Genomic DNA, 21,251 nt, shown 5'->3' on the forward strand with positions numbered 1-21,251 from the left:
AAAACCTTGTAAAAGCAAATTTGTTGAGGTGTTGTATAGGTGTTTTTTAAAATTGTTGTAGTTGTTTAAACCGAAAGAATATACTCAACAAGTCCTAATTCGTGGGGAAGATCCATTTTTTTACGCAAACGGTATCGCTTGATCTCCACACTCCTTACCGAAATATTTAGCAGTGGTGCTATTTCCTTTGAGGATAAATTCAGCCTGAGGTAGGCGCAAAGCCTCAAATCGTTTGGCGTAAGTAATGGATGTGCCTTTTTTATCTTCTTTAAAAAGTCTTTGTCGGCGTTGTTAAACGCCTCCTTAAACATATCCCAGGTATCGTCCTCGTTAATATTTTTGTTAATAGTTGTAATCACCGATTTTATACTTCCTCCTTCTCCGGATTTTTTCAGGTCTTCCTTGATCATTGACAGAAGCTCATTCTTTTTGATAAGGTTCATGGTTGATGCAGCCAGTTCGCGGTTTTTGTTCTCAAATTCCTGCTCCAGCTGCTGGTTTTTGACCTTCATAAGCTCCTGCTCATTTTCAAGCTCTTTGATTTCAAGCAGTCGGTTGTTTTCCTCTATCAGTTTTTCCTTTTGCCTATGGTAATAGTTCTTGTAGGCCCTGTTGATGAGATATGCCCCGATTAGCGCAATGACAAGGTAAATTAGTAAAGCTATTGTTGTAGCGTACCAGGGTTTCATAATGGTGAACTTATATTCTGCAGTGTTGAAGGATAGTGAGTTGCCTGTTTTTGCCCTTACCCTGAAGGTGTAATCGCCTGAGGTCAGGTTCTTAAAGCTTACGAAGGGCCTTGTGCTCCAGTCACTCCATTCATCCTGTGCACCTTCCAACATATATTGATATTCTGCATTGATGTACTTGCCATATTCCGGTACCGTAAACGAGAAGGTGAGGTTGTTTTCTCCATGCCTGAAACTGCCTTCTTCTTTAATCGATTGGGATGTAGCACCTTCATTCATAGCATTACTGCCCACATTGGTAATGATGACGTTGTAACGGTTAAAAGCGAGTTCGCTAAGATTAATGGTATAATAACCGTCTGTGGTGCCTATTAGATATGTACTGGGCGTTATTTGTGTAATATTTTCATAACCCAACATTGAGTTAGTAAGCGATGACGGAATCGGTATTACGTCATGCCTGAGTTCCGTATTCATCTTACCGCAGGTAAAATAATTGATGTAATTACGGGTAAAGAACCATAGCTTGCCCGTCTTGTCAGGGGTTAGCTTACCTGATATGTACTCATCATTAAGGAAGGTGGAAGACAGCTTTTCCTGCCTCACAAATTCTTTACTTTTTTTATCAAGCTTAAAAAAACCGTCTTTTGAAGCATAGAATATATCATCATTCAGGTTGCTTAGGCTCACATTCTTGCCTTTTGCAGGAGTTTTGTAGGTATGAAATTTCAATACTTTATTATATCCGGGATCTGTAGTTATCCTGAATACTCCTTTGTATTCGTGGCTGATGTAAATGTCGTTGCCAACAAGTTCAAAATAACGACTGGAATAGTCGAAGCCCTTTATCCAGTTGCGGAATTTCCAACCGCCCGCACTGCGTTCCATTACGGATATACCATGGTAATTCCCCTGTAACATTAAATTCCTGTTAGTGGGATGAGGTTCGAATTTCCAGGTTCCCGATCCATTAAAAAGCGAAGTTGCGGTAGTGCCGTTTACAATGTATGTTCCTGAATCGTGCCCGCAAAACAAGCTGCCCTCATATTCGAAAAGCGACCATACCTGGCCTTTTGTTCCCTGTATGAATTTGAATTCTTCGTAGCTGTTATAGGCTTTATAAAAAAGGCCCTGGTTGGTTCCTACATAGAGCAGGCCATTATGGAGTATGGATGCGTAAACGGTACCAAGAAACCCGGTATCGTCGGAAAAACTCTTTACCGCAGATTGCAGGTTGATGCAGTTAATGCCATTATCGAGCGCTACCCACAGGTTTTTGTCTTTGTCTTCTAATACGGATAGGGCTGTATTATTGCTAAGCCCCTTATTTTGTGTAATATGGTAGCGAACACTACCCTGTGGCGTCAGTATAAATATCCCATTGGAAACAGTGCCAAGCGCAAAACTCCCATCAGATAACCTCTGGCTGTGGTAAATGCTGCTCATTTTAAGCTGGCTGTCTGCCGGAATTACCCATGGGGTTACCAAACCATCCTTAAATTCAAGAAATCCGTTATACTGTGTTAGGAGCAACAATCCATCGTTGATCTGGAAAATGTTAACGATCTTATTTTTAATGAGTTCTGTGTTGTTGCTTATCAGTTTGCTGTTGCCGTTCTCTATTTCGAAAAGGCCTGTGCCAAACGTTTGATACATTATGGTGCCATGAGCGGTAAATACTTTATTGACACCTGTTTCGGGTTTAATTATGCGGAATTTTTTTGTTTTAGTATCATAAATGAATATCTGGCTCAGTGATTGGAAGATAACCCACTGGTCGTATTGTGTAATGTTCCAAAATTGTTCATCATCCAATATCTTATCTTTTATGAACCGGCTTAATGAAGTGTATTTCAGGGTACCATTGCGTTGACGGTCCCAATAGCCAAATTCCATATAGCAACCTGTATAGATACGATTGCCAATCACTTTTGCTGACCGGATTATCGTTTCATTGGGTGAAGGATACAGTGTCCATGCTGAACCGTTAAATTCTAGCAGCCCTTCGTTGTTTGCAAAGTACATGAAGTGGCTGTTGTCCTGGCTTATTGCCCAGTTTTGATTGCCCCCACTATAAATTTCGGGGGTATATTTAATGATAGGCGGGAGTTCCTGTGCAAATCCTGCCAGTGTAAACAGTAAAAATAATATTGTATTTTTAATCAAAGCGTGGTAGGTTTGGTTAGTTACAGATGGTTTACGAATATACAACATGAAAATAAAACCGTTGTAAATTGATCGAAAATCTTAAGAGCTTGTTAAAATAAAAGCCGCCCGGATGCAAACAGGCGGCTTTATTATCAACATGAATTAGAATAATCGATTATTGCTTAATGAAACGGGCAGAATTCTGCTTTCCATTTACAGTTGTGTTCACAATGTAAACACCGTTCATAAGGCCTGATACATCTACAGTAGCAGTGTTTTGTGATGGTTTTGCATTCACAACTTTCTGGCCCATAATGTTGTAGATTTCAATAGTTTCGATAGCATCTTCAGAAGAGAAGTTCAACACGCTGCTTGCCGGGTTAGGGTACATAACAATTGTATTCTTCTTAAGATCTTTTATGCCTGCAGTAGCAGATCCGACAACAGTAAATCCGTTTGCAGCTTCAGTATTAGGGTTTTGATTTTTGCCCATTACTGCAATGCCGTATTGTACAACCATACCTGGAAGTATATTGAAGTTTCCTGTAGTAAGATTCCATTCCTGGCCAGCTACAAGATCTGCGGTAACATGATAATCCACAGAATAACCATTTGCCGGGTTAAGGATCTTAATAAAAGCCACATCTTCAAAAGCAGGAAGTAGTGTCGTGCTTATTGTTGTGCCGATGAAAGTAAGTGATGAGCCTGCCAGGTTGTTTCTTTCAACGTACGTACTTCCTTCAAAAATTTTATTTCCTGTATCGCCATCTGCCCAATAAGCATTGCCTGCTTCATAAGTGTTGTAGTTAGGGTAAACAGAGATTGTGTTTGCCCCTGCATCCAACACTGATTTTAAAGCATCAAAACCCCAAGGGCTTCCACCGGCATATGTCAATGGTTGGTTGTTTTCAAACGCACCATTATTTTCAAACCAGTTGGCATAAGCTTTCCATAGTTCCGGAGTTGCAAGATCTGAAATGGTTACTGTTTCACCGGCAGGTTGTTCAGGTTCTTCAGGTTCACCTGCGGTTACTACAGTAAATCCGTTTGCCGCCTCAGTTGTTGGATTTTGGTTTAGTCCCATTACAGCAAGTCCGTACTGAACAAGCATTCCTGGCTGTATTGTAAAATTACCTGTGGTGAGTGTCCAGTTTTCTCCCGGAACCAATTCTTCTGTTACATGATAATCTACTGAGTAACCATTAGCAGGGTTCAATACTTTTATAAATGCAACATCTTTAAAGCTCGATGTTAACGTAGAACTTACGGTAGTTCCGGAAAATACAAGTTGCTGTCCTGCCAGATCTGTCCTTTCTACCATGGTGCTGCCCTCGAATATTTTATTTCCGGTATTTCCATTTGCCCAGTAAGCATTGCCTGCCTCATAGGTGTTGTAATTAGGATATATACTGATAGTATTCGCTCCAGCATTCAATACAGATTTCAGAGCATCAAAGCCCCATGGACTTCCTCCGGCATAAGTAAGTTGCTGGTTAGCTTCAAAAGCTCCATTGTTTTCAAACCAGTTGGCATATCCTACCCATGTACCTTCCTGAGCCAAATTTCCAATAGTTACTTCAACCTGTGCCTGTGCGTTCAAAGAAAGAAGGCTTATGCCGGCAAAAGCAGCTGCTTTAGATAATTTAGTTTTAAGTAATTTTTTCAATTCCATAAAGAATAAGTTTTAAGAGGTTTTATGGAGATAAAAGTAGCGTTTCAACGAAAACGATGTAAATTATACGCCTATATAGAAACTATACAATAAATTAACTTTATAATTTTCATATCCTGAATTATGAAAACATCAATCAATACAAATGATTATGTGAATTTCTCAGCCTAATGGAAAGTATAAGTATTCATCCTCTTTTTCTACATGTTGTGGTAATGTATAGGTGGTTTAACCATTAATTGAATTTTGATGTAGTGAATAATGTAGGGCTACAAGTGATTGCCAGATATTTTTTTGATTTTTTACCTGTATAATCTATTCTTGCAATCGTGCATGGTAATGCTTTACTCAAAAAGATGAAATGTATTTCATAATGACTGCTATTCTCAATATAACTTAATAGCTAAAGCTTATGTCCATCTTCAACTGAGCATGGTGTTAAAGTATATCTAATTAACAGATTTTAGAATTTTATTATGATGCATGCATAATAGTTTTGCAGTTAACTAACAATAACTTTAAAATTTAGGAACATGAAAAAGATGAATTTATTAGTATGCTCGTTGGTCCTTGCAGGGCTTGGGTTTACAGCTTGTAGCGATGATGACAGCGACAACAACAGTGCGGCTCGTATTGAAGGTACGTATGAGCTTGAGGAGGTAAATACCGAACTGGCAACCGACTTTGATGATGATGGTGATTCTCACATCGATCAAACCGAAGAGTCTAATTGCTACAATAATGGAAAAATTACCCTTCGTGCTGACAATACCTTCACTTATATCGCAACAGCTATTTTGGTGAATGAAACTGATGGTACATCCGGTTGTGCTACAAATGTTACCTATACAGGTACATGGGAAATTGTTGAAGGTAGTGGTACAAATGCTATTATTGCAATTACTTACGAAAGCGAGAATGAGCAGGACGTAACGCTTACTCTAACGAAGCAGGGTGACAAGCTTATTTGGGAAGATGATAACATTTTCTCAGTATATCCTGACAGGAATGAGGCTGGGGCAGCTATTTATACTCCGGGTAGTATTACGTATGTTTTTGAGAAATAATCTGAAGTGCAAGTAATAAAGAAAGGATGCTTATGGCATCCTTTCTTTGTTTATATATGTTGTTTAAACTATTTCTGCGCTTAATCCGGCTTCCAGAAGTTGTGTGCACTGCGGCTTAAGGTCTTTGTATTCGCCTGTTTTTACAGTGCATTTGCCATTGTAGTGTACAATGAGTGAACATTGTTCAGCCTGCTCTGCTGTATGCCTGCAAACTTTGATAAGCGTGTTTATGACATGATCAAAAGTATTCACATCATCATTATACAATATAATTTCATTATTCAGTGATGTCAGTTCTTCGACAAGTACTTCTTCTAAAACTTTTTCCCTTGTGCTCATCTCAAATAAATTATCTCAGTTGCTAATTTAGATATTTTAGTGAAACCCAGTTGTTTCTGCTAAACTTTTTTACAAAGGTAAGGCCTTTTTGGGTACAGCATGCATCAATGGCCGGTATATCCTCTTCATAAAAACCGCTCAATAGCAAAATGCCTTCCTTATTAAGGCAATCTACATAAGCCTGCATGTCATTCAGCAGGATATTACGGTTGATGTTGGCGATAATAAGATCGTAGCTTTTACCTGCCAGCAGTGAAGCATCACCCTCATAAACAGAAATATGTTTGCAGTTATTGCGCTCCGCGTTTTCGATAGAGTTAAGGTAACACCAGTTGTCGATATCAATGGCATCGATTGGTTGTGCTCCTTTCATTTCTGCAAGAATAGCCAATATCGCAGTACCGCAGCCCATGTCAAGTGATTTCTTATTCTCGACATCAGTTTCCAGCAGGTGCTGTATCATCATAAAAGTGGTTTCGTGATGGCCTGTACCAAAGCTCATTTTCGGTTCGATCACGATGTCATACTTCACATTGGTCTTTTCATGGAACGGCGCCCTTACCCGACACGTATTGTCCACATCTATCGGCTCAAAATTCTTTTCCCACTCCTCGTTCCAGTTTACCTGGGCGATTTCTTCAAAAGTATATTCAATCTTAAATTCGTGTGATCCAAATATTTGGATGCCAGCGAGAATGCTTTCATCCCAAAATTCTTTCTGTACATAAGCAGAAAGCCCTTCTTCGGTTTCAATGAAGCTTTCAAATGCGGTTTCACCCAGTTCGGCAATAAGAATTTCCGTACCCGGCTCTTTGGGTTCAATGGTAAAATGATACCCCATATAAATATTCGACATAACCTTAAATTTCTGCAAAGGTAATCCTAAAGCAATATTGAGTCATAATTATTAATGTGTTAAGTTTGCATTTTCAACACAACTAACAACTGAACTTAGATGAAACGCATCATTACGTTTTTATTTTTCTTTGGCATAATGCCGCTTTCCGCTCAGGTAACCCTTCAAAAGACTACAAAGGATAATGACCTGAAGTTGTCTGCATTGCCTTACTATAACTATGGTAAAGGTTTGGGCATCACATCGCCGGACAGTATTTTCCAGTTTAACATCCGTTTCAGGGTACAAAACCGTGCCACTTATTTACAGGAAGAAGGAGAAGAGAGTGCCATTGACGGACAGATACGCCGCCTTCGCCTTCGTTTTGACGGATATGTGGGCGACCCACGCTTTATATATGCCATACAGTTATCATTTGCCCCTGGAGATGTAGGTGAGGTGAAGGAGGGCGAAAACCTTAACATTATAAGGGATGCTGTGGTTTTTTACCGCCCTACAAAACACTGGAACATTGGCTTTGGACAAACCAAGCTGCCGGGTAACCGGCAACGTGTCAATTCATCGGGAGCGTTGCAGCTAAGCGACAGGACTATCAATAATGCGAAATTTAACATCGACAGGGATTTTGGCTTCCAGTTGCATAACCAGCATGAGGCAATAGATAAATTTTCGTATAACTTAAGGAGCGCGATAACAATGGGTGAGGGGCGTAATTCAACAGATGAGCCGGATAATGGGCTTGCTTACACCGGGAAATTTGAGTTATATCCTTTTGGGGCATTTACAAAAGATGGTGCATATTTTGAAGGGGACCTGAAAAGGGAAACTACTCCAAAGCTTATGCTGTCCGGTGCTTATCAATTTAATAATAAAGCAAGGAGAACAGGCGGACAGCTGGGTAATGACCTTTTCGAAAAAAGAGATATGCAGTCCCTATTTCTTGATGGGATGGTTAAGTATAATGGTTGGGCATTCATGGCGGCTTATATGCAGCGTTTCGCTAAAGACCCTATAACGGTCAACCCCGAGGATGCAACTGATATTGAGTATATATTTACAGGAAACGGAATGGATTACCAATTAAGTTATCTTTTTCCTTCAAATTATGAGCTAATTGGCAGATTTTCAAAACAAAAAGCAAATAGTGACATTGCAGTGTTGGCACCCGACGCTAAGCAATACAGCATTGGATTCACAAAATATGTTTGGGAACATGCATTTAAAGCCCAATTGGAATTTACGCTTGATGAACTGAGCTATTTTGATAATACTTCAAAGCAAAATTGGTACATACGCTTCCAGGTCGAAATGGGGATATAGTCATTGCACTAATCTCAACAAAATTTATGGAATTTGTGTAATTGGCGGCAAAAAAACCTTTGAAAATTCATCTTCCAATATCTTTTAATACATTTGCGGGAATCAAACATTACTACTATGCTACAGGCTGGGGATACAATGCTCAAAAGTGAGTTGGAGCATTATTTCGCGAAATTCAGGCAAAACATTGTCGGTATAGGGCAGGAGTTCATTTCGCCATTCGGCAAGCAGGAAATCGTTTATACAGATTGGACTGCCAGCGGCAGGCTATACCGCCCTATTGAAGAGAAAATGCTTAATGAATTTGGCCCTTTCGTAGCCAACACTCATACTGAAACCACCGTTTCCGGTACAGCAATGACCAACGCTTACCACGAAGCCAAGTACATCATCAAGCATCATGTTAATGCTAGTGAAGATGATGTCCTAATCAATACCGGTAGCGGCATGACGGGGGTTATCAATAAGTTTCAGCGCATTTTGGGGTTGAAAGTTCCTGAAAATCTCCGTAAATATACCAATGTACCCGAAGAAAAAAGGCCGGTAGTATTTGTTTCGCACATGGAACACCACTCCAACCAGACTTCATGGCTGGAGACAATTGCCCATGTAGAGGTGATACCCGCCTGTTCAGAAGGGCTGATTTGCCTTGATGGCTTTAAGGAACTGCTGGAAAAATACAAAGACCATCCTCTTAAAATAGCATCGGTAACCGCTTGTTCAAACGTAACAGGCATTAAAACCCCTTACCACGACATTGCTAAACTGGTGCACCGCTATAATGGTGTCTGTTTTGTAGATTTTGCTTGTTCGGCACCATATGTAGAAATCAACATGCATCCTGAAGATCAGGAAGCCTGCCTTGACGCAATATTCTTCTCTCCGCATAAATTTTTGGGCGGCCCGGGTACATCAGGCGTTTTGGTGTTTAACAAAAAGCTTTACAAGAACATGGTGCCCGACCATCCGGGGGGAGGAACAGTAAGCTGGACCAACCCGTGGGGCGAACATAAATATGTAGATAATATTGAAGACCGCGAAGACGGAGGCACCCCGGGTTTCCTCCAGGTTATAAAAACGGCACTATCCATTAAGCTTAAGGAGCAGATGGGGGTTGATAATATCCTGAAAAGGGAAAAAGAGATTATCGACTACGTTTTTGAGCGTTTGGGCAATATTCCAAACCTTAACATACTTGCCGGCCAGCACAAGAATAGGCTGGGTGTGGTGTCATTTTATATTGACGGCCTGCATTTTAACCTTGGCGTAAAATTACTGAATGACCGCTATGGTGTGCAGACCCGCGGCGGATGCAGCTGTGCAGGTACCTATGGTCACTACCTGTTGCACGTTGACCAGGAAATGTCGCATTACCTTACCGATAAGATTTCGGCAGGTGAACTTATTGAAAAACCAGGATGGATACGAATGTCAATCCACCCTACTACTACCAACGCTGAGATTCAGTTTGTATGCGATGCGATTGAGGCATTAGCGCAAAACCATGCGGAGTGGGCTAAAGATTACACATATAATAAGTACAGCAACGAATTTACGCATGTTAATTCGGCAGGGGAAGCACATGATATAATCAGGGACTGGTTTACGCTGTAATATCAGATTCTTTCTTGCGGTGCTTGAACCTTTTGTGTGTCCACAGGTAATACTCGGGTTTTTGGATTATTTGCTCCTCAAGCAAATTCATGAACCAATCGGTCACTGTAAAGTTGGGATACTCCTTAGGGCTTCCGTCCAGGGGTACAAAGGTGCATTGGTAATGGCCGCGGCTTACCTTTTCAACACGGGCAAACATCACATTCATGTCGAGTTTTTTAGCTAATATCTCACCACCCACCTGCATGGGTACTTCCACGCCAAAGAATTTTCCGTAATAAATGATGCTTTGGCTTTTGGGGGACTGATCGCTTATAAAACCGTAGAAACCTTTAATACCTTCACGGGCATTTTTGCGCATCGCCGGGATGATGCTCTTTGTTCCAATCAGTTCTGCACCAAACCTGCGGCGGATACGCTTCACCAACTCATTGAAGTATTTATTGCGAATTGCCTTATAAATTCCTATTCCCTTGAATGTATGAAAATACAGGTTCATGGAAAGTAGCCATTCATAGCTGCCGTAATGGCCAACTAGCAACACTACGCTTTTGCCTTTATTTTCATATTCATGGGCAAGGTCCATATTGGTAAATTGAAAGCGTTGCCTGATCTGTTTGTCGCTTATGCTTAGTGATTTGGCCATTTCGAAAAAAGTGTCGCAAAAATGCTTATACGATTTTTTCTCTACTTCGCGGCGTTCTTTATCAGAAAGATGAGGAAGTGCCAATGCCAGGTTTTTGCGTACGGTTGATTTGCGATAGCCAATGATGCGATACAGCAATATATAGGTGCAATCGGAAAGAAAGTACAGTGCCCGAAATGGCAATATCGAGATAAACCGGAGTATGGGATAGGCAAGCGCGTAAGCTAAAAACTGCATGCTTAATTTTTATGCAAATATACTTTTTATTCCCGACTTAAAGTTTGTAAGATAATTAACGCACAGTTAGCCTACAATAACTAATTTTACATTTTTAATACAGCAAATGAATACAGATCTGGTTTTAATAGCGGTGATCGCCATCAACGCAATAGTGAGTTACAAGGGGTTTAATGACGAGGTTTTTAAACGGAAATACCTGTTCCACATTGGGAGCATCAGGGCAGGGCAGCAGTACCGCATGTTTACTTCCGCCTTTCTTCATGCCGATATGATGCATCTTGTCTTCAACATGATTACGCTGTTTTTCTTTGCTCCTGTGGTTATCAGTGTTTTAGGAGAGGTTGGTTTTTTAATGGTATACTTTATCAGTCTTTTTGCAGGGAACCTTCTCACATTATACTTTCATAAGAATGAATATCACTATTCTGCTTTGGGAGCTTCGGGTGCTGTAGTGGGAGTATTGTTCTCTTCTATTCTGTTATATCCCGATATGACGATAAATTTCTTCATACCTGGTTACATTTATGGGATCTTCTACCTGCTGTTTTCCATTTATGGCATGAAGTCTAAAAGGGATAACATTGGCCATACGGCGCACTTTGGCGGGGCTATTGGAGGCTATGCGATAACATTGGCAAGGGTGCCGGAAATTTTAGAATATAACACTATGGTTGTCATACTTTTAGCGTTGCCAATAGTAATTTTGTTTGTAATGGCAAAGATGGGAAAGCTATAATTGGCACGCATTTTGGATTCTCAGCAATAATCAAAATCAAAAAATAAATTATCATGAAAAGAATTGCACTTTTATTGTTCGCCACTGTAAGCATGGTGGCCGGCGCACAGACATTACAGGAAAAACAAGTACCCCAGATCAACGTATCGGGCGAAGGGAAGGTATATGTGACCCCTGACGAGGCGGTGATAACCATTGGTGTGGAAAATACAGGCGCCGATGCCAATGATGTTAAGAAAAAGAACGATGTGGCCATTGATGCCATAATCAAATACCTGAAAGGCGCCAAATTACCGGAAAAGGATTACCAGACTAAAAGGGTAAGCCTGAACAGGAACTATGATTATGACAAAAAGAAATACAGCTTTGTTGCCAGCCAACAGATTGTGATCCACCTGAAGGACTTGTCTAAATATGATGCCCTGATGATGGGTGTAGTAGATGCGGGTGCCAACAACATCAATGGTGTGGAGTTCCGTACATCGAAACAGGCCCAGTATGAAAGCGAAGCCAGGATATTAGCGGTTGCAAATGCTAAAAAGAAAGCCTCAGACTATGCCGGAGCACTGGGGCAGGCAGTGGGTAAAGCGATATTGGTAACTGATAATACGCAAATTTACTATCCGCCAATGGTTCATGCTCAATTTAAATCAATGGCTGAAGATTCGGCCCGTGAGACACTTGCTATTGGTGAAATTGTAGTGACAGCAAATGTAAATATCAGCTATGAGTTGAAATAACAGATAACGAAAATATTCAATCAGAGAGGCTTAGGCCTCTTTTTTTATAATTTAAACAGGAAGAGTTTTTGATAAAATAATCATCTAATAAAGTAAATAATTCTTATATTGCACCCTTTAAAGTATTGATGAAGAGGGAATATGCTATAGTAGATATTGAGACAACCGGTGGTAATGCAGGCGGTAGCCGTATTACCGAGATTGCCATAATTATTCATGATGGCACTGCTGTGATCGAACGTTGGGAAAGCCTTGTCAATCCGCAAAAAGATATTCCACCTGCTATTTTTGCGCTGACTGGCATCAACAACGAAATGGTTAAAAATGCTCCAATATTTGATGACATTGCTGAAAAAATTGTCGAAATGCTTACCGGACGCATATTTGTAGCCCATAACGTTAACTTCGATTATTCCTTTGTGCGGCATCAGCTAGAGGAGTCGGGCTTTAGGTGGACGGCCAGCAAGCTTTGTACCGTGCGTGCTGCCCGAAAGGTTAGGCCGGGCCTTCGGTCGTACAGCCTGGGCAATCTCTGCAATTCGCTGGATATCATCCTCGAAAACCGCCACCGTGCCGGGGGCGATGCCGATGCCACCGCCATACTCTTTTCGCGCCTGTTGGAATGGGACACCGCAGGAGAGATACAAAGGATGGTGAAGAAAACCTCGCAGGACCAGCGGCTCCCGCCGAACCTGCCGCCTGCTGATTTTGAGCAGCTTCCTGACAAGCCCGGTGTTTATTATTTTTACAACGAAGCCCGTAAAGTGGTGTATGTAGGCAAGGCCATCAACCTGAAAAAGCGGGTAGCCTCGCACTTCAGCGGGCACAAGATTACGCCGCAACGCCAGAATTTCCTCAGGGATATCTATAGTATTTCCTATGAGGTATGCGCTACCGAACTTATGGCGCTATTGCTGGAATGCACTGAGATTAAAAAGCTTTGGCCGGTGTACAACACTGCCTTAAAGCGTTTTGAACCCAAATTTGGCCTGTATGAATACGAGGCACGCAACGGTTACCGCTACCTTGCTGTCAGCAAATTGGCAAAGCACCAAACCGCTATTGAAGTGTTTAATTCTGAATATGAGGGGATTACCATGCTTCGGGAGTTGGCTGACAAGTTTGGCCTTGACCACAGGTTTTGTAAATATGGCATGGCCGAGACAGCCGACGGCGCGCGTAAAGCCGATTTCACCAACTTACCCGATATTCAGTTGCATAACTCATTGGTAGATAATGTTATAGTGCATATTTCAGGCAGTAAGCCCAGCTTCGCGATCATCGATAAAGGCAGGTCGGCAGGGGAGCGTAGCTGCATATGGGTGGAGGACGGCCATTTTTACGGAATGGGCTATGTATCTGATGATGTGTGTTTTATAGATGTCTCTGAGGTAAAGAACTATGTTACCCGATATGCCGGTAATCAATACATTATGCAACTGTTGTATTCCTTTGTCGAAAAATATCCCTCCAAAGTCCATTTTGTACAGTTGGCGCAAGGGTAGTTTGAGGGTATTTTTGCCTGTTTTGGGAGGATAAAATGTCCCGATCAATATGATTTTAGGGTATACCCTGTATTATTTTTTAGGATATGCAATGCGATTTAGACATAAAACCCGCTCATAAAGCGGGTTTTATTATTTGTAAACCTTACTTTTTTGGCAATCCCCATTTTTCAATGAGTTCAGTGCTGAGGCCCTCCTCGCGGGTATTGGGGTTTCCTTTGCCTGTCGTAATGAGGCTTTTCAGGCTGCCCTGTATGTAGCTTGTCCAGGCATCATGGCATATTTCGTAGCATTCATAATCCGGTACAAGGCCATCATGGGTAAACCGTAATTCTGTTTTACCGTCTTTTTCTTGTATCTCAAAAATGATCCGGGTACCCACCCACTCGGTTTCATCGCTGATGAAATTAAAATGGTTGTTCAGCACCCGCCAAATTATCTTTTTATCGGGTAAGGCTTCCTCGATCCTCATCTTCGAGATATGTACATCTTTGTATTGATAGGTGAATTCATCTCCCTTTTCCGATGTTCCACCATCAACCTGTTCCGACCACCATTTACTGACGTTGGTAATGGCGGTATACACTTCGGCTGGCGACTGGCTTACCGAAAAAGCCGTAGTATAGCTTTGTCCTGTCTTTTCGGCTACTTCACCCTCAAGCACCTTCGGGTTGCCTTTTCCAGTGGTGATAAGCGGTATGAGGCTATTGTCGAGAAACTGTGTCCAGCCATTGGTGCAGTCCTTATAGCATTCAATTTGCGGCCTCAGTCCTTTATGGGTGAAATGGAGTTCCGTTTTGCCGTTCTTTTCGGCAATCTCAAAAATAACCTCTGTGCCTGTCCACTCTTCTTTGTCCTTCAGGAAGCTGAGGCGGCTGTCGGTAACCAGCCAGACTATTTTTTTATTGGGTATTACCTCTGTCAGTTTTTGCTTTGAGTAGTGTACATTGGTAAAGAAGCGGGCTTCAAATTCGTCGTTTAGTTTTTTGGATGCGCCCCGGAAGTCCTCTGCCCACCATGCAGGCACGTTTGTAATCGCATCAAATACCTGTTGCGGGGTTTGCCTGAGCAAAAATGTTTTTGTGTAATCCTGGTTTTCCATGATTTTGATTTGGTTTTTATTGATTAAATGGGTTCCGGCCGCAATGCTGATGGATGAAAGATGGATTGCCAAGAGCACCGGCGGATATAGCCTGGTTTTCATAATTTGAAGTTTTTAAGCAAATGTATAGTCTGGATTTGGCTCCGATGCTGTGTAAAATAGACTTTATCAGGGGTTGATTTGGACATGGCTGATTGTTATCTTTGCAGCAAATGAGTTCATTATGAAGCACATCACTATTCTTGTACCTGACGGGTCCAACAATCTCAGCAGTATTGTCGGGGCTTATAAAATCTTTACCAGGGCTTATAGCCATTGGCAGTTTAAAGGGGGGAAGACGGCTTTTAAGATACAGCTGGCAGGTATTTCGGATGAGGTGGATTTTTATGGCGGCCTTTTTACGGTAAGACCGCATGTGCATATAAAATCGGTAACCGACACCCACCTTGTCATCATTCCTTCACTCAACCATAATTATGACAAAGCGGTAAAGGATAATGGTGAGATCATTAACTGGATTGAACATCAGTATAAAAATGGCGCAGAGATAGCCAGTGTGTGCACGGGGGCGTACCTGCTGGCATCTGCAGGGATACTTGATGGTAAAAGCTGCTCTACGCACTGGATGGCCGCCGATAACTTCAGGAGCCGCTTCCCAAAGGTACATCTTCAGCCCGATAAGCTCATTACCGACGAGAACGGTATTTATACCAACGGCGGGGCCTATTCGTTCCTGAACCTGATAATCTATCTCGTGGAAAAATATTTCGACAGGGAAACAGCCATTTACTGCTCTAAGGTGTTCCAGATCGGGATGGACAGGAATAGCCAGTCGGAATTCATCATTTTCAAGGGGCAAAAAGAGCATGGCGACACCCTTGTTGCCGAAGCGCAGGCGTTTATGGAAGAGAATTACCGGGACAGGATATCTGTTGAAGAGCTATCGTCACGATTTTCGATTGTGCGGCGGCAGTTTGACAGGCGGTTTATAAAAGCTACAGGCAACACGCCGCTCGAATACCTGCAAAGGCTCAAGATGGAATCGGCCAAGCGTGCCTTTGAAACCTCCCGCAGGACTATTAACGAAGTGATGTATGACGTAGGCTATCAGGATATGAAGGCTTTCCGCGAGGTATTTCGGAAAATTACCGGCCTTTCGCCATTGGAATACAGGACAAAATACAATAGAGAAGCAGTGTAGTTTAATAACTGGCTAAATTTTGCCGATTAAAATTAACCACATATAAAAACAAAACCCGTCCATAACGAACGGGTTCTGATTTGGTATTGCGATAGTTTAGCCTTTCAGCGAAGCCATGTCAATCACGAAACGATAGCGTACGTCGCTTTTCAGCATGCGTTCGTAGGCCTCGTTGATGTCCTGCATTTTTATCATTTCGATTTCCGAAACGATGTTGTGCTTCCCGCAGAAGTCCAACATTTCCTGTGTTTCGGCAATGCCACCGATAACCGAGCCTGCCACTGTCTTGCGGCCGAGGATCATCGGCACGGTATTCAGCATATCTTCAAGCGGCCCAAGGTAGCCCACCACCACAAGCGTTCCGTTGACGGCCAGTGTGGCAACGTACGGATTCAGGTCGTGCACATATGGCACGGTATCGATGATAACATCAAACTTTCCGCTAACCCTGGCCATGTCGTCTTCATCGGTAGAGATAACCACTTCGTGTGCCCCAAGGTCCAGTGCATCCTGTGTTTTTTCGGGAGACCTCGAGAACAGGGTAACGTGTGCTCCTAATGCTTTTGCTAATTTGATGGCCATATGGCCAAGGCCGCCAAGGCCTACCACGGCTACTTTACTGCCTTCGCCCACATTCCAGTGTCGTAGCGGCGACCACGTTGTGATGCCGGCGCACAGTAGCGGGGCCGCAGCGGCAGGGTCGAGGTTCTCCGGCATGGTGAGTACAAAATGCTCGTCTACTACCACTTTTTCAGAATATCCGCCAAAGGTCTGGATGTTGAGGTGTTTGTCCTTTCCATTGTACGTGCCGGTAAACCCGTTAAGGCAGTACTGTTCCAGGTCCTGCCCGCAGCTTGAGCAATGCCTGCAGGAATCTACCATGCAGCCCACGGCCACAAGGTCGCCGGCTTTTACTTTCGTTACCTCGTTACCTACCGAGAGCACCCTTCCCACAATCTCGTGGCCCGGCACTACAGGGTAAATGGATCCTCCCCAGTCGTTGCGTGCAGTATGAAGGTCGGAGTGGCACACGCCGCAGTACAGGATATCGATTTCCACGTCTTTTGCGGTAGGCTGCCGTCTCTCAATGGTCATTGGTTCTAAAGGCGCTGTGGTAGTTTCAGTACCAAAGGCCTTAGCTTGTGTTGTTTCCATAAATGTTTTTGAAGTTTAGAATTTGTTTCCGCCATAAAAGCGGATTTGGAGCACTAAAGGTAAGTAAAACACTTAAAATGAATGCAGGTATCCAATAGCAAAACGGGCATTTTCATTAAATTTAACGAACCTTTAATAAATACCAAAACCCGCTCTGAGAACGGGTTCATTAATATCGGGTACAAAAATTATTATCTCGCTACTACATAATTCAGTTCCGTGACACCGCAATTGAACTGTGTGGTGTTTACCAATTTCAATTTCGTCTTGTCCTGAACGCCTTTGAACAACGGTATGCCTTTCCCCAGGATAACCGGATTGACAAACAGCCAATAGCCATCTATCAAATCAAGCTCCATCAGGGCATGCGTTGCGGTGGGACTGCCAAAAAGCAGTATGTCTTCGCCGGGCTGCTGTGTTATTTCCCTGATATTGTCCGCAAGGTTACTGCTGATGATTGTGGTGTTATTCAAATCAGCGCCTTCCATCGATTTTGACAGGACTACTTTGTGCACACCGGCATACCACCTGGAATGATGATGTCATGTGTTGAAGCATCAGGCTTGTCGGCGGCGGTAGGCCAGTAGCTTTCCATCATGTCGTAGGTAATCCGGCCGTACAGTGCGGTGTCTCCCGTATTGATACGCTTTTCCACGTGGTCAAAGATTTCCTTGTTTATGGCAATCCAGTCCATTTCGCCATTAGGCCCTCCTACGAAGCCATCCAGTGATATGTGCATAAATGAAATGATCTTCCTCATTTTTTCTTTGTTTGGTTTATTCAAAAGTACGCTAAACAATGGGATATGCCAATGTGCAAAAGCGACAACGATAGGGGGTAGTTGCGACTTTTTGATTAAGAATTCAAATAAAAAAGAATACCGGGGGGCTGAATTAAAGAAGCTATAGATTATATCAAATATTTTTATATATTTGCACCCGCAAACACGGTCGCGTAGCTCAGCTGGATAGAGCACCTGCCTTCTAAGCAGGCGGTCACAGGTTCGAATCCTGTCGCGATCACCTAAACCCGTTCTTTTGAGCGGGTTTTTTGTTTTTATAATGCAAATTATAGTTTTCGCCCATACAATTCCCGCAAAGTCCTGCTTATAGAGGCAGCAACTACCGATGTGTGTGTTTCATTTTCAAATCGGTATGAGGAAAGCACTAATCCTTTATAATTATGAGTTTTCAATGCAATTATAAATGGACTGATTGAAGATTGCAATATTTCGGGCTCAAGGCTTCCGATGGAAATAAAAACTTTAGCGATCAGTGTTTTATGTTTTTCAGCAAAAAGCTTTTCTTCAGAAATTATTTTGCTGTTATCCCAAAACAAAGAGGGGCTGCTGATCCCGTAACGGTTAAATATTCCTTGTTTGTTTATCAGGCAATGGGCGGCAAATAATCCGCCAAGGGAATGGCCGGCAATGCCACGGTCGTTGGTCGTTTTATAATGGGAATCTATATAAGGGATGATTTCCTCCTGCAGAACCTTTGCAAAATTATCGGCACCCCCTGATTTTATTCTGTCAGAAGCAATATTTTGTCCACTCGCAATGTCTGCATTGGCAACAGGGTCGTTTGATGGGGTATAATCAAGTGCCCTGCTGATAAGCCAGGTTTGCGCAGACTGGTCCCTATCTCCGATAGCTATTATAATGACTTTTTCTATTTCCCCGGACGAGTCCAGGAGATCGTGAATTGGCACAATTAAAGGGAAATTCATATTACCGTCAAGTACATAAAGCACAGGATAGCGTGCCGCGTCAACAGGATCGTATCCTGAAGGCAGGGAAACGTACAATTGGTATGCTTTTTCATTGATAACAGACTGGATGATATGCCCCTTTTTGGTGAGCATAGCTTCTGTACTTGGCTGTTGAGAATATGAAGTTAAAGAGAGGAATAAAAAGACGATGGCTGTCGTTTTGCGAAGAAATTTTATCATTGTGTTTCCCCTTAAATATAATTGGCAGGATTTTGTAAATATAAGAGTTATTTTAAAATTCTAAAAGCTCACCGTCATTGTTATCCACCCTTCAGCAGTGTAGAGGATCCGAAAAACTGCGACCTTCCCGCCGCTGCGGGACGCGATGACCAGGCTCAAAAAATCAGGATAGTAACACAACAAAAAAAAACGGACGAATGTGCCTTTTGAAGACAATGTCATCTTGCATCAGAATGGTACGCAGGTAATAAACTATGCTATGGATTTCTTTTTCAATACCTCTATTACAGCATCTTTATCTGCAAAAAACAGGTGAACGTAATTAGGAAGCAAAAGCCCGGCAGCGATTTCAGAACCAAATTGTTGCTCTATTTTTTGCGATGCTTTATTTAGGGTGATTGCCCAACCTCCCAAACAATGTTTTTCTTCGTTGTGCCAATGATTTACATCCAGTAATTCAGGATTATTAACGATTTTCTGAGCAATCTCCTGAAGTAAGGCCTCTTCATTTACCTGGCTTCGGTCAAACTGTACGCGCCCGCTTATCAATTCAAGGACAGGCTCTATGGTGCTGTGTACAATCAGGTCTGCCAATTCATGCAGTTCCAGTGGAAACTGAATGAGTTGTAAGGCGGCCTCGGTTTTTTTATCGCTGTTTTCCAGAATCTCAAATAATTGTTCTTTGTCGGGGTTCAACGACAAACACAGCGCTGCCACTTCATTCATCCCTCTTTTTTTGAGACGGATTACAAATTCCAGCTCTTCAGGATCAGGCTTTATTTCCTTCAATTTTTCTAAAGCTATGTCTGCAAATTGATCTGCAACAATAAGCTCAGCTAATGCATCTGCGTCAGGGTCCCGCTCTATCAGCAAAGCCGCGGCTTCTTCTTTTTTCCTGCCACGTCCGGAATAGTCTTTTACAAAGTATAGTAATTCCTCATTACTCGGGTTTTGTGATAAAAACTGATCCCATACCAGTTCTTCCAAATCTCCCAGGTCGGTATAGCAAATCATCTCGCTCAGATCTTCATTCGTTGGGTTTTGTTGAAACAGCCGCTCCAGTGCTTCTCTTTTTTTAAAATTTGAATTATCAATTATAGCCCGCAGGTCATAATTGTCAAGAGTCCCTTTCAATAATTCTGTTGCCGCTTCCTCATTAAGGCCGCTATGTTTTATAATGGTGATGAGCTGATCATTATTTGGGTTTCGTTGGAGTAACAGTTGGGCAAATCTATCCTGGCCTGTTTTCTCAACAAGCCAGTCTAAGTCTTCATTTTCCAATTCAAAACGCTCCATTAAATAGGCTTCGGCTTCCTGGCTTTTCGGTGTACCTTCCATTAGATATAACAAGTCGTCTTTGGTTGGATTTTTTGTTTGGTACACTTCCCAGGCTTCATTGGCAAAAGCAGTTTCGGTAATTACAATATACAGATCGTCACAGTCCAGATCGAGCATTTTGAGGTGTTCCCATGTTTCTGCCTGTGTTTCTATTTCCCTTACGAGAATAACCAATAAGAAACTTTTTAATCTATCGTTAATGCTTTTCATAATTAACTGTGTATTCCTTTAAAAGCTGCCTTTTCAACATCACACATCTCATTCCATTTTTTGATTCTTTTCCATTCTCTCTCATGCGGATTATACGGCTTTAAGTGTTTGTCAAAATCAAGGTCTTCAGGCGGTGGGTATACATGGAGGGTGTTAGTGAACCCACCCAATTCCAGAAAAGTTTTGATCAGGGCCTTAAAAAAGTACATATTTTCAGTCCGTATTCCACATATAATATAAAACGCCCTTGTCCGGGGTTGCATATATTCTTCCAGATAGACCGGTTCGAACTCCTTGCAGGTAAACCGGGGGTGACGTAGCGGCACACGATTTCTTGGCTCTTCTGTTTCTTTCATGATAGCATACAAAATATCATCATGCTCTGTTGCCAGGTCATCTACTTCAACGATCGAATGGAAGTCTAACTCCAGGCCCGTGACCTCGAGAAATTTCTTTTTTATTTCATTGACTTTAGGCAGTCGTTCTTTGTAGTAAAAATAATGTCCGTATATTCCCATGATTGATACTTAATAAGTATGAATTTCAATTATCAGTTTTTTTGCCTTGACATAGACTCTGTGCAGGTAAAGATATTGAAATAAAAAAAGGGGCTGTCTCAAAAGGATAGCCCCTTTTTCATTTTAATTAAGTTTACTTTTCTTTGCATGCTGATTTTGACATTTTAAAGTCTCCTTTTTAGCCCATAAAAGGTTATACGTTTTA

Annotated in this window: 19 protein-coding genes and 1 tRNA gene; 8 read left to right on the forward strand and 12 right to left on the reverse strand. The window is 42.1% G+C overall.

The window, feature by feature from the left end:
• Positions 1-65: 65 nt before the first annotated feature.
• Together OGH69_RS06125 and OGH69_RS06130 are read right to left on the reverse strand one after the other, a co-directional pair.
• Positions 66-2,855: a triple tyrosine motif-containing protein gene (locus OGH69_RS06125; RefSeq protein WP_265173570.1), complete on the reverse strand. Its 2,790-nt coding sequence runs from the start codon at positions 2,853-2,855 to the stop codon at positions 66-68.
• Between the two features lie 157 nt (positions 2,856-3,012).
• Positions 3,013-4,509 (reverse strand): T9SS type A sorting domain-containing protein, encoded by a 1,497-nt coding sequence (locus OGH69_RS06130; protein ID WP_265173571.1) that lies wholly within the window; start codon positions 4,507-4,509, stop codon positions 3,013-3,015.
• A 533-nt stretch (positions 4,510-5,042) separates the two neighbouring features.
• Between OGH69_RS06130 and OGH69_RS06135 the strand changes: the two genes are divergently transcribed.
• The gene (locus OGH69_RS06135) at positions 5,043-5,576 is read left to right on the forward strand and encodes a hypothetical protein (RefSeq protein ID WP_265173572.1); all 534 of its coding nucleotides are present in this window, start codon (positions 5,043-5,045) and stop codon (positions 5,574-5,576) included.
• A gap of 63 nt (positions 5,577-5,639) precedes the next feature.
• Here the strand turns inward: OGH69_RS06135 and OGH69_RS06140 are convergent, their stop codons facing one another.
• Both OGH69_RS06140 and prmA read right to left on the reverse strand, forming a co-directional pair.
• Complete coding sequence (locus OGH69_RS06140; protein WP_265173573.1) at positions 5,640-5,915, reverse strand: ATP-dependent Clp protease adaptor ClpS; 276 nt, start codon at positions 5,913-5,915, stop codon at positions 5,640-5,642.
• Between the two features lie 22 nt (positions 5,916-5,937).
• Positions 5,938-6,771, reverse strand: coding sequence for a 50S ribosomal protein L11 methyltransferase (gene prmA / locus OGH69_RS06145; RefSeq protein WP_265173574.1), 834 nt, complete (start codon positions 6,769-6,771; stop codon positions 5,938-5,940).
• 99 nt (positions 6,772-6,870) lie between these two features.
• On the opposite strand from prmA, the gene OGH69_RS06150 reads away from it, so the two are divergent.
• Positions 6,871-8,091, forward strand: a complete 1,221-nt coding sequence (locus OGH69_RS06150) for an OprO/OprP family phosphate-selective porin (protein ID WP_265173575.1) — start codon at positions 6,871-6,873, stop codon at positions 8,089-8,091.
• A 117-nt stretch (positions 8,092-8,208) separates the two neighbouring features.
• The gene (locus tag OGH69_RS06155; protein ID WP_265173576.1) at positions 8,209-9,705 is read left to right on the forward strand and encodes an aminotransferase class V-fold PLP-dependent enzyme; all 1,497 of its coding nucleotides are present in this window, start codon (positions 8,209-8,211) and stop codon (positions 9,703-9,705) included.
• Here the strand turns inward: OGH69_RS06155 and OGH69_RS06160 are convergent.
• Entirely contained in the window at positions 9,695-10,588 is an 894-nt protein-coding gene (locus OGH69_RS06160) for a lysophospholipid acyltransferase family protein (RefSeq protein ID WP_265173577.1), read from the reverse strand. The two genes, OGH69_RS06155 and OGH69_RS06160, sit on opposite strands and share 11 nt — an antisense overlap.
• A 106-nt stretch (positions 10,589-10,694) precedes the next feature.
• Between OGH69_RS06160 and OGH69_RS06165 the strand changes: the two genes are divergently transcribed.
• The 3 genes from OGH69_RS06165 to OGH69_RS06175 all read left to right on the forward strand — a co-directional run bounded on the left by OGH69_RS06165 (position 10,695) and on the right by OGH69_RS06175 (position 13,572).
• The gene (locus OGH69_RS06165) at positions 10,695-11,327 is read left to right on the forward strand and encodes a rhomboid family intramembrane serine protease (protein ID WP_265173578.1); all 633 of its coding nucleotides are present in this window, start codon (positions 10,695-10,697) and stop codon (positions 11,325-11,327) included.
• A 53-nt stretch (positions 11,328-11,380) separates the two neighbouring features.
• Positions 11,381-12,067 (forward strand): SIMPL domain-containing protein, encoded by a 687-nt coding sequence (locus tag OGH69_RS06170; protein WP_265173579.1) that lies wholly within the window; start codon positions 11,381-11,383, stop codon positions 12,065-12,067.
• 125 nt (positions 12,068-12,192) lie between these two features.
• Entirely contained in the window at positions 12,193-13,572 is a 1,380-nt protein-coding gene (locus tag OGH69_RS06175) for an exonuclease domain-containing protein (RefSeq protein WP_265173580.1), read from the forward strand.
• Between the two features lie 145 nt (positions 13,573-13,717).
• Here the strand turns inward: OGH69_RS06175 and OGH69_RS06180 are convergent, their stop codons facing one another.
• A complete protein-coding gene (locus tag OGH69_RS06180; protein ID WP_265173581.1) occupies positions 13,718-14,776 on the reverse strand; it encodes an SRPBCC family protein in 1,059 nt (352 codons plus the stop codon).
• A 121-nt stretch (positions 14,777-14,897) separates the two neighbouring features.
• Between OGH69_RS06180 and OGH69_RS06185 the strand changes: the two genes are divergently transcribed.
• Positions 14,898-15,875 (forward strand): GlxA family transcriptional regulator, encoded by a 978-nt coding sequence (locus OGH69_RS06185; protein WP_265173582.1) that lies wholly within the window; start codon positions 14,898-14,900, stop codon positions 15,873-15,875.
• 96 nt (positions 15,876-15,971) lie between these two features.
• Here the strand turns inward: OGH69_RS06185 and OGH69_RS06190 are convergent, their stop codons facing one another.
• The 3 genes from OGH69_RS06190 to OGH69_RS06200 form a co-directional block, all read right to left on the reverse strand.
• Entirely contained in the window at positions 15,972-17,030 is a 1,059-nt protein-coding gene (locus tag OGH69_RS06190; protein WP_265173583.1) for an NAD(P)-dependent alcohol dehydrogenase, read from the reverse strand.
• Between the two features lie 191 nt (positions 17,031-17,221).
• Positions 17,222-17,545 (reverse strand): dihydrofolate reductase family protein, encoded by a 324-nt coding sequence (locus OGH69_RS06195; protein ID WP_265173584.1) that lies wholly within the window; start codon positions 17,543-17,545, stop codon positions 17,222-17,224.
• Positions 17,533-17,790: a dihydrofolate reductase family protein gene (locus OGH69_RS06200; protein ID WP_265173585.1), complete on the reverse strand. Its 258-nt coding sequence runs from the start codon at positions 17,788-17,790 to the stop codon at positions 17,533-17,535. Before OGH69_RS06200 ends, OGH69_RS06195 begins: the two co-directional genes overlap by 13 nt.
• A 188-nt stretch (positions 17,791-17,978) precedes the next feature.
• Between OGH69_RS06200 and OGH69_RS06205 the strand changes: the two genes are divergently transcribed.
• A tRNA-Arg gene (locus OGH69_RS06205) sits at positions 17,979-18,052 on the forward strand.
• A gap of 46 nt (positions 18,053-18,098) precedes the next feature.
• Here OGH69_RS06205 and OGH69_RS06210 read toward each other — a convergent pair.
• The 3 genes from OGH69_RS06210 to OGH69_RS06220 all read right to left on the reverse strand — a co-directional run bounded on the left by OGH69_RS06210 (position 18,099) and on the right by OGH69_RS06220 (position 21,046).
• Positions 18,099-18,980, reverse strand: coding sequence for an alpha/beta hydrolase (locus OGH69_RS06210; protein ID WP_265173586.1), 882 nt, complete (start codon positions 18,978-18,980; stop codon positions 18,099-18,101).
• Between the two features lie 252 nt (positions 18,981-19,232).
• On the reverse strand, positions 19,233-20,528 hold the full coding sequence (locus OGH69_RS06215) for a hypothetical protein (protein ID WP_265173587.1): 1,296 nt from the start codon (positions 20,526-20,528) through the stop codon (positions 19,233-19,235).
• 2 nt (positions 20,529-20,530) lie between these two features.
• Complete coding sequence (locus OGH69_RS06220; RefSeq protein ID WP_265173588.1) at positions 20,531-21,046, reverse strand: hypothetical protein; 516 nt, start codon at positions 21,044-21,046, stop codon at positions 20,531-20,533.
• Between the last annotated feature and the right edge of the window lie 205 nt (positions 21,047-21,251).

The sequence above is a fragment of the Flavobacterium sp. MFBS3-15 genome (assembly GCF_026107645.2).
GTDB lineage: Bacteria > Bacteroidota > Bacteroidia > Flavobacteriales > Flavobacteriaceae > Flavobacterium.

What these genes read in the sequence shown, in the direction of transcription:
- OGH69_RS06130 (WP_265173571.1), bottom strand. Translation starts at nt 4,509, where the DNA reads ATGGAATTGAAAAAATTACTTAAAACTAAATTATCTAAAGCAGCTGCT.
- OGH69_RS06135 (WP_265173572.1), top strand. Translation starts at nt 5,043, where the DNA reads ATGAAAAAGATGAATTTATTAGTATGCTCGTTGGTCCTTGCAGGGCTT.
- OGH69_RS06140 (WP_265173573.1), bottom strand. Translation starts at nt 5,915, where the DNA reads ATGAGCACAAGGGAAAAAGTTTTAGAAGAAGTACTTGTCGAAGAACTG.
- prmA (WP_265173574.1), bottom strand. Translation starts at nt 6,771, where the DNA reads ATGTCGAATATTTATATGGGGTATCATTTTACCATTGAACCCAAAGAG.
- OGH69_RS06150 (WP_265173575.1), top strand. Translation starts at nt 6,871, where the DNA reads ATGAAACGCATCATTACGTTTTTATTTTTCTTTGGCATAATGCCGCTT.
- OGH69_RS06155 (WP_265173576.1), top strand. Translation starts at nt 8,209, where the DNA reads ATGCTACAGGCTGGGGATACAATGCTCAAAAGTGAGTTGGAGCATTAT.
- OGH69_RS06160 (WP_265173577.1), bottom strand. Translation starts at nt 10,588, where the DNA reads ATGCAGTTTTTAGCTTACGCGCTTGCCTATCCCATACTCCGGTTTATC.
- OGH69_RS06165 (WP_265173578.1), top strand. Translation starts at nt 10,695, where the DNA reads ATGAATACAGATCTGGTTTTAATAGCGGTGATCGCCATCAACGCAATA.
- OGH69_RS06170 (WP_265173579.1), top strand. Translation starts at nt 11,381, where the DNA reads ATGAAAAGAATTGCACTTTTATTGTTCGCCACTGTAAGCATGGTGGCC.
- OGH69_RS06180 (WP_265173581.1), bottom strand. Translation starts at nt 14,776, where the DNA reads ATGAAAACCAGGCTATATCCGCCGGTGCTCTTGGCAATCCATCTTTCA.
- OGH69_RS06185 (WP_265173582.1), top strand. Translation starts at nt 14,898, where the DNA reads ATGAAGCACATCACTATTCTTGTACCTGACGGGTCCAACAATCTCAGC.
- OGH69_RS06190 (WP_265173583.1), bottom strand. Translation starts at nt 17,030, where the DNA reads ATGGAAACAACACAAGCTAAGGCCTTTGGTACTGAAACTACCACAGCG.
- OGH69_RS06200 (WP_265173585.1), bottom strand. Translation starts at nt 17,790, where the DNA reads ATGAGGAAGATCATTTCATTTATGCACATATCACTGGATGGCTTCGTA.
- OGH69_RS06210 (WP_265173586.1), bottom strand. Translation starts at nt 18,980, where the DNA reads ATGATAAAATTTCTTCGCAAAACGACAGCCATCGTCTTTTTATTCCTC.
- OGH69_RS06215 (WP_265173587.1), bottom strand. Translation starts at nt 20,528, where the DNA reads ATGAAAAGCATTAACGATAGATTAAAAAGTTTCTTATTGGTTATTCTC.
- OGH69_RS06220 (WP_265173588.1), bottom strand. Translation starts at nt 21,046, where the DNA reads ATGGGAATATACGGACATTATTTTTACTACAAAGAACGACTGCCTAAA.